This window comes from Pantoea sp. RIT413, assembly GCF_003057675.2.
Taxonomy (GTDB): Bacteria; Pseudomonadota; Gammaproteobacteria; order Enterobacterales; family Enterobacteriaceae; genus Pantoea; species Pantoea eucrina.
On record NZ_QBJB02000006.1, the window covers coordinates 157729 to 173544 of the forward strand.

The 15816-nt window shown below is 58.7% G+C and carries 14 protein-coding genes; 8 read left to right on the plus strand and 6 right to left on the minus strand.

The window, feature by feature from the left end:
- Positions 1-14: 14 nt before the first annotated feature.
- The 4 genes from fhuA to fhuB are packed head-to-tail and all read left to right on the plus strand — an operon-like array spanning position 15 to position 5924.
- Positions 15-2222, plus strand: a complete 2208-nt coding sequence (fhuA, locus tag DBY66_RS10460) for a ferrichrome porin FhuA (RefSeq protein WP_108570001.1) — start codon at positions 15-17, stop codon at positions 2220-2222.
- Between the two features lie 43 nt (positions 2223-2265).
- Positions 2266-3060, plus strand: a complete 795-nt coding sequence (fhuC, locus tag DBY66_RS10465) for a Fe3+-hydroxamate ABC transporter ATP-binding protein FhuC (protein WP_104085522.1) — start codon at positions 2266-2268, stop codon at positions 3058-3060.
- 9 nt (positions 3061-3069) lie between these two features.
- The gene (gene fhuD / locus DBY66_RS10470) at positions 3070-3948 is read left to right on the plus strand and encodes a Fe(3+)-hydroxamate ABC transporter substrate-binding protein FhuD (RefSeq protein ID WP_108570002.1); all 879 of its coding nucleotides are present in this window, start codon (positions 3070-3072) and stop codon (positions 3946-3948) included.
- Positions 3948-5924 carry a Fe(3+)-hydroxamate ABC transporter permease FhuB gene (gene fhuB / locus DBY66_RS10475; protein ID WP_108570003.1) on the plus strand — a complete coding sequence of 659 codons (1977 nt, stop codon included), beginning with the start codon at positions 3948-3950 and terminating at the stop codon, positions 5922-5924. The genes fhuD and fhuB overlap by 1 nt, the downstream gene beginning before the upstream one ends.
- Positions 5925-6005: 81 nt before the next feature.
- Here fhuB and hemL read toward each other — a convergent pair whose 3' ends face one another.
- A complete protein-coding gene (gene hemL, locus DBY66_RS10480; protein WP_039382689.1) occupies positions 6006-7286 on the minus strand; it encodes a glutamate-1-semialdehyde 2,1-aminomutase in 1281 nt (426 codons plus the stop codon).
- A gap of 231 nt (positions 7287-7517) precedes the next feature.
- Between hemL and erpA the strand changes: the two genes are divergently transcribed.
- Complete coding sequence (erpA, locus tag DBY66_RS10485) at positions 7518-7865, plus strand: iron-sulfur cluster insertion protein ErpA (protein WP_039382693.1); 348 nt, start codon at positions 7518-7520, stop codon at positions 7863-7865.
- A 32-nt stretch (positions 7866-7897) separates the two neighbouring features.
- Here erpA and DBY66_RS10490 read toward each other — a convergent pair whose 3' ends face one another.
- The 3 genes from DBY66_RS10490 to mtnN form a co-directional block, all read right to left on the minus strand.
- Positions 7898-8149: a hypothetical protein gene (locus tag DBY66_RS10490; protein WP_039382696.1), complete on the minus strand. Its 252-nt coding sequence runs from the start codon at positions 8147-8149 to the stop codon at positions 7898-7900.
- Between the two features lie 118 nt (positions 8150-8267).
- Entirely contained in the window at positions 8268-9062 is a 795-nt protein-coding gene (gene btuF / locus DBY66_RS10495; RefSeq protein WP_108570004.1) for a vitamin B12 ABC transporter substrate-binding protein BtuF, read from the minus strand.
- The gene (gene mtnN, locus DBY66_RS10500) at positions 9055-9753 is read right to left on the minus strand and encodes a 5'-methylthioadenosine/S-adenosylhomocysteine nucleosidase (RefSeq protein WP_039382702.1); all 699 of its coding nucleotides are present in this window, start codon (positions 9751-9753) and stop codon (positions 9055-9057) included. The genes btuF and mtnN overlap by 8 nt, the downstream gene beginning before the upstream one ends.
- A gap of 96 nt (positions 9754-9849) precedes the next feature.
- Between mtnN and dgt the strand changes: the two genes are divergently transcribed.
- The 3 genes from dgt (at position 9850) to DBY66_RS10515 (ending at position 14236) form a co-directional block, all read left to right on the plus strand.
- The gene (gene dgt / locus DBY66_RS10505; protein WP_039382705.1) at positions 9850-11343 is read left to right on the plus strand and encodes a dGTPase; all 1494 of its coding nucleotides are present in this window, start codon (positions 9850-9852) and stop codon (positions 11341-11343) included.
- 135 nt (positions 11344-11478) lie between these two features.
- A complete protein-coding gene (gene degP, locus DBY66_RS10510; RefSeq protein ID WP_039382707.1) occupies positions 11479-12918 on the plus strand; it encodes a serine endoprotease DegP in 1440 nt (479 codons plus the stop codon).
- Between the two features lie 160 nt (positions 12919-13078).
- Entirely contained in the window at positions 13079-14236 is a 1158-nt protein-coding gene (locus DBY66_RS10515) for a CdaR family transcriptional regulator (RefSeq protein ID WP_104085519.1), read from the plus strand.
- A 42-nt stretch (positions 14237-14278) separates the two neighbouring features.
- Here DBY66_RS10515 and DBY66_RS10520 read toward each other — a convergent pair whose 3' ends face one another.
- Both DBY66_RS10520 and dapD read right to left on the minus strand, forming a co-directional pair.
- A complete protein-coding gene (locus DBY66_RS10520) occupies positions 14279-14671 on the minus strand; it encodes a DUF3461 family protein (RefSeq protein ID WP_039382714.1) in 393 nt (130 codons plus the stop codon).
- A gap of 279 nt (positions 14672-14950) precedes the next feature.
- Positions 14951-15775: a 2,3,4,5-tetrahydropyridine-2,6-dicarboxylate N-succinyltransferase gene (gene dapD / locus DBY66_RS10525; protein ID WP_039382717.1), complete on the minus strand. Its 825-nt coding sequence runs from the start codon at positions 15773-15775 to the stop codon at positions 14951-14953.
- Positions 15776-15816: the final 41 nt, after the last annotated feature.

The following is a 15816-nucleotide window of genomic DNA, read 5'->3' on the forward strand; positions in this document are numbered from 1 at the left end:
TGAGAGACTCCTTCATGAGTGCGCGAACTACTTTTTTCCGGCCGGAGCTGACGCCTCGTCGCCCGCTGGCTTTATTCATTGCGTTAACACTGGGTACGCTGAGCGCGCAGGCGCTGGCAGAAGAGACTGTTGTTGTCACCGCTGCCGATACCGGCACGGTGGCGCAGGAGAGTGCATGGGGCCCGGCTCCGACCATTGCGGCGAAGCAGAGCGCCACCGGCACCAAAACCGATACGCCGATTGAGAAAAACCCGCAGTCGGTTTCGGTGGTGACGCAGGAAGAGATGGCGATGCATGCCGTCACCAGCGTTAAAGGGGCATTCAACTATACCCCTGGCGTACTGACCGGTAACCGCGGCAGTTCGGACGTGATTGACGCACTCTCGATTCGCGGCTTCAGCGAAACCAATACCAATCAGTATCTGGATGGCCTGAAACTGCAGGGCGACAACTTCTCAGAATTTGCCCTCGATCCCTGGTTCCTGGAGCGTGCGGAGCTGCTGCGCGGCCCGGTGTCGGTGCTCTATGGAAAAAGTAATCCGGGCGGCGTAGTGGCGCTGGTCAGCAAGCGCCCCACGCAGGAGACGCTGCGTGAAGTGCAGTTCCGGATGGGCAATGACAATCTGTTCTCAACCGGCTTCGATTTTGGCGGCGCGCTCGATGACGCAGGCGTCTACAGCTATCGTCTGACCGGCCTCGCGCGCAGCGCTGATGCGCAGCAGGCGATGAACAAAGAGAAGCGCTACACCATTGCGCCTTCATTCAGCTGGCGTCCGGACGAAAATACGCGTGTTGACCTGCTGACTTACTTCCAGAATGAACCGGAAACTGGCTATTACGGCTGGCTGCCGCGCGAAGGCACGGTGGTGGGCATCACCCGCCCGGACGGCAGCAGCTACAAACTGCCGACCAATTTTGATGAAGGCGAAGAGAGCAACAAGATTTCGCGCAACACCAAAATGGTCGGGTACAGCGCCGAGCATAGCTTCAGCGATACCTGGACGGTGCGGCAGAATCTGCGCTATGCCGAACTGCGTACCGATTACCGCAGCATTTATGGCCGGACGTTTAATCCGGTCACGCTGGAAATCAACAGGATGTATTCAGGTTCAAAAGAAGAGCTTGACCAGTTTGCCGTTGATACGCAGGCGCAGGCAAAATTTGCTACCGGGGCGGTAGACCATACGCTGCTGGCCGGCGTGGATTATCAGCGCACCCGCAATGATATTGACGCACTCTTTACCGGCGCAAATCCGCTTAGCAGCGTCAATCCGCAGTATGGTAACGACAGTCTGACAGGTACGCCCTATGTATATCAATACCTGAACAAGCAAGAGCAGACTGGCCTGTATACGCAGGATCAGATGGAGTGGAATCGCTGGGTGCTGACGCTGGGCGGACGCTATGACTATGCGATGACATCGGCGTTAAACCGCAGCGGCAACGTAGAGCAGAAGAATCATGACCAAGCCTTTACCTGGCGTGGCGGCGTAAACTATGTGTTTGACAACGGTATCGCGCCTTACTTCAGCTATAGCGAATCTTTTATTCCCACTTCTGGCACGACATCAACGGGTAACACCTTTGATCCTTCACGTGCAAAGCAGTATGAAGCTGGCGTGAAATATGTACCAAAAGATCGTCCGGTTGTGATGACTGCCGCGCTGTATCAGTTGACCAAAAATAAAAATCTGACGGTTGATCCTGCCAACACCTCTTTTAGCGTACAGAGTGGCGAAATTCGTTCCCGCGGTATCGAGCTGGAAGCCAAAGCGGCTTTAAACGCCAATGTGAACGTTACGGCTGCCTATTCTTATACTGATGCAGAATATACGCACGATACGACGCTGAAAGGCAGAACACCGGTTCAGGTGCCAAAACATATGGCCTCATTATGGACAGACTACACCTTCCATGAAACGGCGCTGTCAGGCCTGACACTGGGTGCCGGTGTTCGCTATACCGGTGAAAGCCAGGGCTTATATGAACGTTCTGAGCAGAATGGCGCTAAATCTGACCAGAACTTCAGTGTTGCCAGCTACACCACGGTAGACGCCGCGCTGAAGTACGACCTGGGTCGCTTCGGCCTGCCGGGTTCGACTGTGGGCGTCAACGTCAACAATCTGTTCAATCGTGACTACGTCGCCAGCTGCTACCGCGACTACGCCTGCTACTGGGGCGCTGAGCGCCGTATCGTGGGTACCGCTACCTTCCGTTTCTGAGACTGATATCCGGGCGCGCTGCGCCCGTTAGCCAGGGAGTACCATGCTGCATTCGCACTACGCCGAAACCACTTTTGCGCTGGATAGTGCCAGCTTTCACGTGCCGGGGCGCACGCTGCTGCATCCGCTGTCGCTTACGTTTACACCGGGAAAAGTGACCGCACTGATTGGCCATAACGGCTCGGGAAAATCGACCCTGCTGAAAATGCTGGGGCGCCATCATGCTGCGACGGCAGGAGAAGTGCTGCTGAACGGCGAACCGGTGGCGCACTGGAACAGCAAAGCGTTTGCACGTCAGGTGGCCTATCTGCCTCAGCAGCTGCCTGCGGCAGAAGGCATGACGGTGCGCGAACTGACGGCGATGGGGCGCTATCCGTGGCACGGTGCGCTGGGACGTTACGGCGCGGAAGATCGCAACCGGGTTGAGGAGGCGATTGCGCTGGTGGGGCTGAAACCCTTTGCCGGCCGTCTGGTGGATAGCCTCTCCGGCGGCGAGCGTCAGCGCGCCTGGCTGGCGATGCTGGTGGCGCAAAATAGCCGCTGCCTGCTGCTGGATGAGCCGACGTCGGCGCTGGATATTGCGCATCAGGTTGAGGTGCTGGCGCTGATCCAGCGGCTGAGCCGCGAGCGCGGACTCACCGTGATTGTCGTGCTGCACGATATCAACATGGCGGCGCGCTACTGCGACAGGCTGGTGGCGCTGCGTCAGGGCGAGGTTATCGCCGAAGGGGAACCGGCGGCGATCATGCAGGCTGACGTGCTGGGCACGATCTACGGTATTCCGATGGGCATACTGCCGCACCCGCAGGGCGGCGCGCCCGTCAGTTTTGTTCGCTGAGGAGCAGGGATGATCTCACTGACCCGTCGTCGTCTGCTGACGGTGCTGGCGCTCTCGCCGCTTATGCAGTGCGCGCCGCTGCGTGCCGCCGTGCCGGACAATTCACGCATTCTGGCGCTGGAGTGGCTCTCTGCTGAACTGCTGATGGCGCTGGGCGTGGCACCGCTCGGCGTGGCGGATGTGCACAACTACAATATCTGGGTTGGCGAGCCGCCGCTGCCCGCCAGCACCGTCGATCTTGGCCTGCGTGGTGAACCTAATCTGGAGCTGATGACGCAGCTGGATCCCTCGCTGATCCTGTACTACAGCGGCTTTGGTCCGTCAGCAGAAACGCTGCAGCATATCGCCCCGACGCTGGGTTTTTCGCTTCACAGCGGCGACGGCAAGCCGTTCAGCGCCGCGCAACACTCGCTGCGGCAGCTGGGCGCGCGCATCGGGCGCGAGGCGCAGGCGGAGCAGCATCTGCAGGAGACCGGACAGCAGCTGGCGGCGGCCCGGTTGCGCCTGCAGGGATGGGCCGGACGACCAATCCTGCTGATGTCGCTGCTCGACAGCCGGCACGCCATTGTTTTCGGGCAGAACAGCCTGTTTCTTGATGTGATGCAGCGGCTCGGTCTTACCAGCGCCTGGCAGGGTGAAACCAGCTACTGGGGCAGCGCGGTCATCGGCCTGGAGCGGCTGGCTGAAGTGGGCAACGTTGAGGTGCTCTGCTTTGACCACGATAATCAGCGCGATATGCAGCAGGTGACCCGCACCGCGCTGTGGCAGGCATTGCCGTTTGTGCGTGCTGGCCGCTTCCGGCGCGTGCCGGCCGTATGGTATTACGGTGCCACGCTGGCAGCCCTGCGATTTGTACGCGTGCTGGAAAGCGCGCTGGAGCCCCGTTAATGCGTATCTCTCTTTTTCCCGCCGCGCTGCTGAGCGCAATATTTGCTATCGCTCTGCTGCTGACCTTTATCAACCTGCAGCACGCGCTGCCGCTGGCACAGTGGCCGCAGGCGTTTTTCACGCCCGATATCGATGCGATTCGCCAGATGGTCTTTCACTACAGTCTGCTGCCGCGTCTGGCACTGGCGCTGCTGCTCGGCGCCGGACTGGGACTGGCGGGCCTGCTGTTTCAGCAGGTGCTGCGTAATCCGCTGGCAGAGCCTGCCACGCTGGGTATCTCCTCCGGCGCTCAGCTGGGCATTACCGTTGCCACGCTGTGGCAGCTGCCGGGTGGTGAGCTTACGCAGCAGTTTGCGGCGACAGGTGGTGCGCTGCTGGTCGGCGTGCTGGTGTTTGGCGTGGCGTGGGGCAGACGGCTTTCACCGGTGACGCTGATCCTCGCCGGACTGGTTCTGAGCCTGTATGCCGGCGCGGTCAATCAGGTCTTTGCCATCTTTAATCACGATCAGCTGCAGAATATGTTCCTCTGGAGCACCGGGGCGCTTAATCAGCTCGACGGGCACAACGTGGCGCTGCTCTGGCCCCGGCTGCTGCTGGCGTTTGTGCTGACGCTGGCGCTGCTGCGTCCGCTGACGCTGATGGGACTGGATGATGGCGTGGCAAAAAATCTTGGCCTGTCGCTTTCCATCGCACGCGTTGCCGCGCTGGCGCTGGCAATTCTGCTCAGCGCGCAGCTGGTGAACATTGCCGGCATTATCGGTTTTATTGGGCTATTTGCGCCGCTGCTGGCAAAAATGCTGGGTGCGCGGCGGCTGCTCAGCCGCATTCTGCTGGCTCCGCTGATTGGTGCACTGCTGCTGTGGCTGGCCGATCAGTCGGTGCAGTTGCTCACGGTGTACTGGCGTGAGATTTCGACCGGCACGGCGACGGCGCTGACCGGGGTGCTGCTGCTGCTGTGGCTGCTGCCGCGGCTGCGTGCCGGCTCTCAGCCGCCGGAGATGAACGCCGGGGATCGGGTGCCGGCCGAGCGTCAGCGTGTGCTGCGCTGGGTGCTGACGGGGCTGGCGGTGCTGCTGCTGCTGACCGTTGCGGGTATCAGTTTTGGCCGTAACGCTACGGGCTGGGCATGGGTAAGCGGTGACATGCTGCAGCAGCTGCTGCCGTGGCGCGCACCGCGCGTGCTGGCGGCTCTGGCGGTGGGAATGATGCTGGGCGTGGCGGGTACGCTGATCCAGCGTCTGACCGGCAACCCGATGGCCAGCCCGGAAGTGCTGGGTATCAGTTCCGGGGCGGCGTGCGGCGTGGTGCTGATGCTGTTTTTTGTGCCGGGCGATGCGCTGGCGTGGCTGCTGCCGGCAGGGATAGCCGGAGGAGCGTTAACGCTCGGCGTCATTATGCTGGTTGCCAGCCGGGGGGGCTTTTCACCGCAGCGTATGCTGCTGGCAGGAATGGCGCTGAACAGCGCGTTTGCCACGCTGCTGATGCTACTGCTGGCGAGCGGCGATCCGCGCATGGAGGGGCTGCTGAGCTGGATCTCCGGCTCCACCTATAGCATCTCGCTGCCGCAGGCGCTGCAGAGTGCGGTCATCGCGCTGATACTGGTCGCCCTGGCACCGCTGGCAAGCCGCTGGCTGACGCTGCTGCCGCTTGGCAGCGCCACCGCCCGCTCCGCGGGGATGTCACTGACTGCCTCACGATTGCTGCTGCTGCTGCTGGCCGCCGCGCTGACCGCCGCCGCGACGCTGACGGTCGGACCGCTGAGCTTTATCGGGCTGATGGCACCGCATATTGTGCGTATGCTCGGCTTCCGGCGCGCGCTGCCGCAGATGATGATGGCTGGCGTAACCGGCGCCGGGCTGATGCTGGTGGCTGACTGGTGCGGCCGGATGCTGGCGTTTCCGGATCAGATCCCGGCAGGGCTGATGGCAACCTTCTTTGGCGCCCCCTATTTCATCTGGCTGCTGCGCCGCGCGTAACAGAAAAAAGGTGCGCCGTGGCGCACCTTTTTGTTATGGCCTGCCAGGGCAGGGCGGGTCGCTCCTCAGAGCAGTCCGGCGTTACAGCTGGGCAAAGCAGCGACGCGCTGCGGCAACGGTACGCTCAATATCTTCCGGCGTGTGCGCCAGCGACATAAAGCCCGCCTCGTAGGCGGAGGGGGCCAGGTAGATCCCCTCGCTCAGCATCAGATGAAAGAAGCGCTTAAAACGCTCTGTGTCACAGCGGGTGACATCTGCATAGCAGGTCACGCTTTCAGCATCGGTGAAGAACAGACCAAACATGCCGCCCACGTGGTTTACCACCAGCGGGATATTTTCCGCCTGCGCGGCAGCCAGCAGGCCCTCAGCCAGCTGCGTGGTTAGCGCGGTCAGCGTGGCGTGCGTGCCTGGCTGAGCAATCTGCGTCAGGCAGGCAAAACCGGCTGCCATCGCAATCGGGTTACCCGACAGCGTGCCCGCCTGGTAGACCGGACCTGTAGGTGCCAGCGCTTCCATCACGTCGCGACGGCCACCAAATGCGCCGACCGGCATGCCGCCGCCGATGATTTTACCGAGGCAGGTAAGGTCAGGCATCACGTTGTAGTAGGTCTGCGCGCCGCCCAGCGCCACGCGGAAACCGGTCATCACCTCATCGATAATCAGCAGGGCACCAAACTCGTCGCACAGCGCGCGCAGGCCTGGCAGGAAGTCAGGCTGCGGCGGGATACAGTTCATGTTGCCGGCAACCGGTTCCACGATGATACAGGCGATATCGTCCGGATACTCTTCAAACGCCGTGCGGACAGAGGCGAGATCGTTATAGGTGCAGGTCAGCGTATGGCGGGCAAAGTCAGCCGGCACGCCAGGGGAGTTCGGCTGACCCAGCGTCAGTGCACCGGAACCCGCTTTGACCAGCAGGCAGTCGGCATGACCATGGTAGCAGCCCTCAAACTTGATAATTTTATCTCGATGGGTAAAGCCGCGCGCCAGGCGGATGGCGCTCATGGTCGCTTCCGTACCGGAGTTCACCATACGCACCATATCCATACCCGGCATCAGCTCGCACACCAGCTCCGCCATTTTCACTTCCATCTCAGTCGGCGCACCAAAGCTCAGGCCGCGCGCGGCAGCCTCAATGACCGCGTTGCGGATGGTCGCGTTATTGTGGCCCAGTACCATCGGGCCCCAGGAGCCGACATAGTCGATATAGGCTTTACCATCTGCGTCATACAAAAAGGCGCCATCGGCGCGTTCAATAAACAGAGGTACGCCGCCGACACCGGTAAACGCGCGCACCGGGGAGTTCACGCCGCCCGGGATCAGACGTTGTGCTTCGGTGTATAGATTTTCTGACTTACTCATGGTTTGGCTCCGGCTGTCTGGAAAAATTCATCCCGTCATTCTACGGGAAGATGCCGCGACGGTGAACCGCCGCGCGGCGCGCAGCAGGGGCCTCGCGCACGCAGGGTTTAAACTGTAGTTCATTTCAGGGGCACACAGTGTCAAGGGTGCTACTTGATTGCACCGGGCGGCTGGCAGATAATAGCGTGATTAAGGTTGTTTTCTGACCTGGACGTTTACGCGGAGTAAAACATGAGTGATGACGTAGCAGCGCTGCCTTTGCAGTTTACCGATGCAGCAGCCAATAAAGTAAAAAATCTGATTGCGGATGAAGAGAATCCGGCGCTGAAACTGCGCGTCTATATCACCGGCGGCGGTTGCAGCGGCTTCCAGTATGGTTTTACCTTTGATGACCAGATGAACGATGGCGATATGACCATCGAAAAGCAGGGCGTATCGCTGGTAGTGGATCCAATGAGCCTGCAGTATCTGGTGGGCGGATCGGTGGACTACACCGAAGGTCTGGAAGGTTCGCGCTTTATTGTTACCAACCCCAATGCTAAAACCACCTGCGGCTGTGGTTCCTCTTTCAGTATCTGATGCCAGTCTGGCTGCCGTTCCGGCAGCCAGTTCTACCACTCAATAGTGACTAATTGTGTTGTGTCGTGCCGGCGCGCATCGCCCGTGAGCGTCTGCCGGGAAATACGCGGCTGAGCGCCGCTACCGCCCGCGCAGTCAGCGGCGGGCAGCCCCGGTGCACTGGCGGATGAGACAGTGCAGCGTGACACGATAGTCAGCGACACCGCAATCGAGCCGCTGGTGCCAGCCGCCATGGCGGACGCCGCGCCCGCCAGCATAATGGCCAGCAGTACAGCTCGGGTCATGATTAATTCCTGGTGTAGTCAAAAGCGCGTTGCGCTAAAAGGGCACGGAGCTTACGTGGCTGCCGTGCCTGCTCTCTTCATTGTCGACATATGCGGGCTAAACTTTATGCGCGGGCGCTTATTTTTTTAGCGGATGCAGCGCAGCGCAGAGCTGCTGCGCGGCCAGCAGCAGGCGCGGACCGGGGCGGCTCAGCCAGTCGGGGTTAATGGCAATCACCGGTACGCTGAGCTGTGAGCGCCAGAACCGGGTGATGCTGGCGGCCTGTGCGGTATCGCCGCTGATGACAATCGCTTGCGGCTGCCGTATCAGCACCTGCTCCCGGCTGACCTGCGGCCAGCTAACCCGGCTGTCGGCAAAAATATTCTGCCCGCCGCACAGCGTGACGATCTCATTTTGCAGCGTGTTACGCGAAGCGGTAAACAGCGGCTGCTGTCCGAACTGCAGAAACAGCGCCACCGGAGCAGCGTGCCGGTAGCGCTGGCGCAATGCAGCTTCCTGCGCCCGCAGCGCCTGCGCAGCTGAAACAGCCTGTTCAGGCCGCGGGCTCCAGCGCGCCAGCGACTGCAAGGTATCTATCATCTCATCCAGGCTTTGCGGATCGATCCAGACCACCCTGACGCCAGCGTGCTGCAGCTGTTCAATCTGACGCGCCGGGTTACCGCCACGCCACGCCAGTACCACGTCTGGTTTCAGTTGCAGCACCTGCTCAACGCCGATGCCCTGCCAGTTCGCTACCTGCGGCAGCGTCCGGGCAGCGGGTGGATAGTCGGACCAGGCGCTGACCGCCACCGGTGTGATACCGGCGGCAAAGGCCATCTCTGTAAGATGCGGGGCGAGGGTAATGACGCGCGGAGCCGCTAACACCAGGCCGCTGCAGAGCAGCAGCAGCCCGGCGAGCAGCCACTTAGCCATGCGTCAGACGGGCAAGCAGGCGCTCTGTCATCAGAGAGGATTGTCTGGCCGCCACGCTGAGAAACTCATCAAAACTCAGGTGGGAGGTTTTATCGGCGACGTCAGAGATGGCGCGTACCACGACAAACGGCACGTTAAACTGGTGACAAACATGACCAATGGCGGTGGCTTCCATTTCTACGGCAATCGCCTGCGGAAACTGTGAGCGGATGCGTGCCAGCGGCTCTGCACCGTTGATAAACGCGTCGCCGCTGACCACCAGGCCGCGCACGGCGTTCAGCTGCAGCTCGCTAATTGTCTGCTCAGCGGCCGTCACCAGCTGGCTGTCGGCCACAAACGCTTCCGGGCAACCTGCCATCTGACCCGGCACATAGCCAAAAGCGGTGACGTCGGCGTCGTGATAGCGTACTTCATCAGATACCACGATATCCCCGACCTGCAGCGTCGGCGCAAGGCCACCCGCAGAGCCGGTGTTGATCACCAGATCGGGTTTGCAGAGCTGCAGCAGGAGGGTGGTGCCCAGCGCGGCGGCCGTTTTCCCGATTCCTGATTTCAGCAGGGCAACCTCAACGCCATTCAGGGTACCGGTATAGATTTCACATCCGGCCAGCTTCAGCGTCTGACGGTTTTCAATTTTGTCACGCAGCAGGGTAACTTCCTGCTCCATCGCGCCAATAATGCCTGCTTTCATAAAGAATCTCGCTGTGTTTATAGATGTTTAAGAGGAAACTGAGGCATAGTCTATCATGGCTTCAGAGCGATGAATTCACCAAAAAGAGGGCCCGCTATGGTGGCGATTAATTTCAGGAAGAAGATCGGTTTCACGCGCCCTTATACCAGCCGTAAAGCGCCGGAAGGCGAATACGCGATCACCCGCCATTTTGAGAGCGATCGGGGCCGGATCATTAACTCCGCCGCTATCCGCCGGCTGCAGCAAAAAACCCAGGTATTCCCGCTGGAGCGCAACGCAGCCGTACGCTCGCGGCTGACTCATTCGCTGGAGGTCCAGCAGACCGGCCGCTACATTACCAAGGAGATTCTCCATACCCTGAAAACCCAGGGCGGCGGGCTGGAGCAGTATGGCCTGGACGGTTTTGAAGGGGCTACAGAGACGCTGGTCGAGATGGCCTGTCTGCTGCATGACGTCGGCAACCCGCCGTTTGGACATTTTGGCGAAGCAGCGATTAATGACTGGTTCGAAGATAATCTGCCGGCAGAGCTGGTGGATCCGCTGGTCGCCGGCGTGGCCAGCGACGAACAGCAGGCTGACTTTAACGAACTGAATGCAATGATTCGTCAGGATCTGTGCAATTTTGAGGGGAATGCACAGGCGATTCGGCTGGTCCATACGCTGCTGCAGCTTAACCTTAGCTATGCCCAGGTCGCCTGCATTCTGAAATATACTGCCCCCGCCTGGTGGCAGGGTGAGAAGCCGGCTGAATTCAGCGTCCTGATGAAAAAACCCGGCTTTTATCTCTCTGAACGGGAATATATTGCGGAGCTGCGCGTCGCCACCGATCTGGCGGAACATCATCGCTATCCGCTGACCTGGATAATGGAGGCGGCGGATGATATTTCATACTGTATTGCCGACCTGGATGATGCCGTTGAAAAAGCGATATTTACCGTGGATACGCTCTATCACGCGCTGGTTAAAGCCTGGGGGCCGCTGATTCCCGGTGATGCATTTAGCCGCACCATTGGTGAGGCCTGGAAAGAGGCGAATCAGAAAAAACGGCGCAGCATCAGCGATCAGTTTTTTATGTCGCTGCGCGTAAACGTGCAGAATCTGCTGGTAGGCCATGCGGTGCGGCGCTTTGTCGATAACCTGCCGGCCATTTTCTCCGGCAATTTTAATCACGCCCTGCTGGAAGATGATGGTGATGAAGGGCGGCTGCTGAAGCTGTTTAAAACCGTGGCGCGTCAGCAGGTATTTAATCATCCTGAAGTAGAGCAGCTGGAGCTGCAGGGCTACCGGGTAATTAAAGGCCTGCTGGAGATCTATCAGTCGCTGATGCAGCTCAATTATGAGCAATTTACCACCTTAATGAATGATGATTATCTGGCGGGCCATCCTATTGAGACGCGCCTGTTCCATAAGCTCTCCGGTAAACATCGTAAGGCGTACCAGCAGCAGATGCGCGCGCGCGTCGTTGAGCATAAATATCAGCGGCTGTTGTGGGAGCGCTATTATCGCTTCCGCCTTATTCAGGATTATATCAGCGGCATGACGGATAATTATGCGTGGGACGAATATCGCCGGATGATGGCGGTAGAATAGGGCCAGTTTTGTAAAGACGACGCATAAATATTTACCTTTAGGCAAAACTTTATCGCCTTTTTTGCGTATAAAATTTATCTCCGTTATGACGGCCACAGCAATGGTCAGGCTGCAACTTTCAGAGAGAAAAAACGAATGAAAAAAAACAGATTGATGCTGAGTGCGCTGGCACTGAGTCTGAGTATGGCGTGCGCGCCTGCTGCAGTATTTGCCGCTGAAACGGCGTCCTCCTCCAGCCAGCAGCTGCCCAGTCTGGCACCCATGCTGGAAAAAGTGATGCCTTCCGTGGTGAGCATCAACGTTGAAGGCAGCACTGCGGTAAAAACGCCGCGCATGCCGCAGCAGTTTCAGCAGTTCTTTGGCGATAATTCGCCTTTCTGTCAGGATGGATCGCCTTTTCAGGGATCGCCGCTCTGTCAGGGTGGCGGTGGCGCAGATGATGGCGCACCGGGCAATGCACAAAAACAGCCGTTCCGCGCACTCGGTTCCGGCGTCATTATTAACGCAGAGAAAGGCTATGTGGTTACCAACAACCACGTAGTGGACAACGCCACAAAAATTCAGGTTCAGCTCAGCGACGGCCGCCGCTATGAGGCCAAAATCATCGGTAAAGATCCGCAGTCTGATATTGCCCTGATCCAGCTGCAGGATGCGAAAAACCTCACGGCGATTAAAATGGCCGATTCCGATACGCTGCGGGTAGGTGACTATACCGTTGCGATCGGCAACCCTTACGGGCTGGGTGAAACCGTGACCTCCGGCATCGTCTCTGCGCTGGGCCGCAGCGGCCTGAATGTGGAGAATTACGAGAACTTTATCCAGACTGACGCCGCCATCAACCGCGGCAACTCGGGCGGTGCGCTGGTCAATCTGAACGGCGAGCTGATCGGGATTAACACGGCTATTCTGGCACCGGATGGCGGTAACATCGGCATCGGCTTTGCTATTCCCAGCTCGATGGTGAAAAACCTGACGGCGCAGATGGTGGAGTTTGGTCAGGTTAAACGCGGTGAGCTGGGGATCCTCGGCACCGAGCTGAACTCAGAGCTGGCGAAAGCGATGAAGGTTGATGCCCAGCGCGGCGCCTTTGTCAGCCAGGTTCTGCCTGGTTCTGCGGCGGCAAAAGCGGGCGTGAAAGCCGGCGACGTCGTGGTTTCACTGAATGGCAAGCCGCTGAGCAGCTTTGCTGCCCTGCGTGCTGAAGTGGGCTCGCTGCCGACGGGCACCAAACTTCAGCTGGGTCTGCTGCGCGAGGGTAAATCCCAGAGCGTGACGGTAGAGCTGCAGCAGAGCACCAAAGATAAAGTGCAGTCGGCGACCATTTACACCGGTATTGAAGGCGCCGATCTCAGCAACGTGGAGAGCAATGGCCACAAAGGGGTGCGCGTTGACAGCGTGAAAGCAGGCAGCGCGGCCGCGCGTATCGGCCTGAAGAAAGGTGACATCATCCTCGGGGTTAACCAGCAGGCGATCGATAACCTGGGTGAACTGCGTAAAATTCTCGACACGAAACCGCCGGTACTGGCGCTCAACATTCTGCGCGGTGACGCGTCGCTTTATCTGCTGATGCAGTAATTCTCCCTGCATAAACCGGGCGGGCTGCGGCTCGCCTTTTTTCTTTTGTGCGCCCGGTAACATTTTCCGCAATCTTTCCGCCACTATGTGCAATTGCACAATGTCAGCCGTCAGCAGGATGCGTATTCTGTCGGTTTGCCCCTTGCTCAGGAAGTGATCCATGGCAACCTCTCATCTTGATGCGCGTCTGGCGCAGGATATCGTTGCGCGCACCATGAAAATTATCGACAGCAACGTCAACGTGATGGATGCGCGCGGGCGCATTATCGGCAGCGGCGATCGTGAACGTATCGGCGAGCTGCACGAGGGCGCGCTGCTGGTACTGTCGCAGGGCAGGGTGGTAGATATTGATGAAGCGGTAGCAAAGCATCTGCACGGCGTGCGGCCTGGCATCAATCTGCCGCTGCGCATTGAAGGCAGCATCGTGGGAGTCATCGGGCTGACCGGAGAACCTGCTGCCCTGCGGCATTACGGCGAACTGGTCTGTATGACGGCGGAGATGATGCTGGAACAGGCGCGGCTGCTGCATCTGCTGGCGCAGGATAGCCGCCTGCGCGAAGAGCTGGTGCTTAACCTGATCCGCAGCGACACACTCTCGCCGACGCTGAACGAATGGGCGCAGCGGCTGGGTATCGATCTTAACCAGCCGCGTGTGGTGGCGGTAGTGGAAGTGGATAGCGGCCAGCTGGGCGTAGACAGCGCAATGTCAGAGCTGCAGCAGCTGCAGACGCTGCTGACCACGCCGGATCGCGATAACCTCATTGCCATCGTATCGCTGACGGAGATGGTGGTGCTGAAACCCGCGCTGAACGCTCACGGCCGTTACGATCATGACGATCACCGCCGGCGCGTTGACCAGCTGCTGCAGCGTATGAAAGAGAGCGGTCAGGTGCGTATGCGGATTGCGCTGGGCAATTATTTCCCCGGACCGGGCGGCATTGCGCGCTCGTGGCGTACTGCCCGCACCACTATGTCAGTGGGCAAGCAGCGTATGCCGGAGCAGCGCAGTTTTTTTTATCAGGATCTGGTGCTGCCGGTACTGCTCGACAGCCTGCGTGGCGGCTGGCAGGCCAGCGAGCTGGCGCGTCCGCTGGAAAAACTCAGAAGCATCGATACCAACGGTTTATTACGGCGTACGCTGCTCGCCTGGTTCAGCCATAACGTGCAGCCTGGCGCCACGGCACGCGCGCTGTTTATTCATCGTAATACGCTGGAGTATCGTCTGAACCGGATTTCAGAACTGACCGGACTGGATCTCGGCAATTTCGACGACCGGCTGCTGCTGTATGTGGCGCTGCAGCTGGATGAACGGGCGTAAAAAAGGCCAGCAGCGCTGGCCTGAGTGCGATGTGTAAACGGATCAGCGGCTGTTACGGGTCAGCTGATCGAGATCGGCTTCAATCTCAGCGATCTTATTAGAGACCACGCTCTCCAGATGGCGCAGATCGTCGAGGATCTTGCGCTTCAGATCCACCTCAACCCGATCGCGCTGGCAAATCTGATCCAGCTCATCGATAACGTAACGCAGGTTGGGGCTGATCTCCTGAATTTCACGGAAGCCCTGACCGTTATGTTCGGCCACCACGGTTTTGCGCTGGCGCGGATATTTGAATTTCACGCTCTTGGCAAAAAATTCGCCTTTATCTTTGCGGAAATAGATTTTCAGGATGTCGTTGTTCGCTTCCTGACGCAGACTGTAACGATCGATGTCTTCAGGATTGCTGATACCTAAGCTTTTCAGGTTGTCATACATGGCGTTTAAATTCCCTCTGAGAGTGAGTGAGCGCGCAGACATGTCATCAATCGTTCCAGGTCGGATCCGGAACGCTTACGGCATACTTATAAACTTTAGACGAAAAACCGGGTCAGACAGTGCGCGTCCGGAGTTAACTGGCGCGGATTATGAACTGTTTGAAAAGTAAACGCACCAGTTAATTTGCGGCGCAAAACAGGTTGTATCAGGCGGGGTGTAAAGAAAAAATGACGGCACCGTTGCCAGTGCCGTCATGCGTAAGAAAAGCGCTCAGAGAAGTTAATCGATAGTACGCAGCAGTTCGTTGATACCCGTTTTGCTCAGCGTCTTAGCGTCAACTTTTTTCACGATTACCGCGCAGTAGAGGCTGTAGCTGCCATCTTTCGACGGCAGATTACCTGAGACCACTACTGAACCAGCCGGGACGCGGCCGTAGTGAACTTCACCGGTTTCGCGATCGTAAATTTTGGTGCTCTGGCCGATATAAACGCCCATTGAGATCACCGAACCCTCCTCGACAATCACGCCCTCAACGATTTCGGAACGTGCGCCGATAAAGCAGTTATCTTCAATGATGGTTGGATTAGCCTGCAACGGCTCCAGTACGCCGCCAATGCCCACGCCGCCGGAGAGATGCACGTTTTTGCCAATCTGCGCACAGGAGCCCACGGTGGCCCAGGTATCAACCATGGTACCTTCATCGACAAAAGCCCCGATGTTGACGTAAGAAGGCATCAGCACGGTGTTACGCGCAATAAAAGCGCCCTGGCGTACGGCAGCTGGTGGCACCACGCGGAAACCTGCCGCTTTAAAGCGCGCATCGTCCCAGCCGGCAAACTTCATCGGCACCTTGTCATAAAAGCGGGTTTCAGCCCCTTCCATAACCTGATTGTCATTGATGCGAAACGACAGCAGCACCGCTTTTTTCAGCCACTGATGCGTTACCCATTCGCCATCGATTTTTTCAGAGACGCGCAGTTCGCCGCTGTCCAGCAGACCAATCACCTGATTGATCGCTTCACGGGTGGCACTGTCGACGCTGGCGGGCGTGATGTCAGCACGGCGCTCAAAGGCGGATTCAATAACGCTCTGTAACTGTTGCATAGCTATTTCCTGAGTCTGTCATACGGATGCCCGGACGTGTC

Bases quoted from the DNA above. Each gene is read 5' to 3' on its own strand.
- fhuC (WP_104085522.1), top strand. From the start codon at position 2,266: ATGCTGCATTCGCACTACGCCGAAACCACTTTTGCGCTGGATAGTGCC.
- fhuA (WP_108570001.1), top strand. From the start codon at position 15: ATGAGTGCGCGAACTACTTTTTTCCGGCCGGAGCTGACGCCTCGTCGC.
- DBY66_RS10490 (WP_039382696.1), bottom strand. From the start codon at position 8,149: ATGACCCGAGCTGTACTGCTGGCCATTATGCTGGCGGGCGCGGCGTCC.
- dgt (WP_039382705.1), top strand. From the start codon at position 9,850: ATGGTGGCGATTAATTTCAGGAAGAAGATCGGTTTCACGCGCCCTTAT.
- erpA (WP_039382693.1), top strand. From the start codon at position 7,518: ATGAGTGATGACGTAGCAGCGCTGCCTTTGCAGTTTACCGATGCAGCA.
- fhuD (WP_108570002.1), top strand. From the start codon at position 3,070: ATGATCTCACTGACCCGTCGTCGTCTGCTGACGGTGCTGGCGCTCTCG.
- mtnN (WP_039382702.1), bottom strand. From the start codon at position 9,753: ATGAAAGCAGGCATTATTGGCGCGATGGAGCAGGAAGTTACCCTGCTG.
- DBY66_RS10515 (WP_104085519.1), top strand. From the start codon at position 13,079: ATGGCAACCTCTCATCTTGATGCGCGTCTGGCGCAGGATATCGTTGCG.
- dapD (WP_039382717.1), bottom strand. From the start codon at position 15,775: ATGCAACAGTTACAGAGCGTTATTGAATCCGCCTTTGAGCGCCGTGCT.
- fhuB (WP_108570003.1), top strand. From the start codon at position 3,948: ATGCGTATCTCTCTTTTTCCCGCCGCGCTGCTGAGCGCAATATTTGCT.
- btuF (WP_108570004.1), bottom strand. From the start codon at position 9,062: ATGGCTAAGTGGCTGCTCGCCGGGCTGCTGCTGCTCTGCAGCGGCCTG.
- DBY66_RS10520 (WP_039382714.1), bottom strand. From the start codon at position 14,671: ATGTATGACAACCTGAAAAGCTTAGGTATCAGCAATCCTGAAGACATC.
- degP (WP_039382707.1), top strand. From the start codon at position 11,479: ATGAAAAAAAACAGATTGATGCTGAGTGCGCTGGCACTGAGTCTGAGT.
- hemL (WP_039382689.1), bottom strand. From the start codon at position 7,286: ATGAGTAAGTCAGAAAATCTATACACCGAAGCACAACGTCTGATCCCG.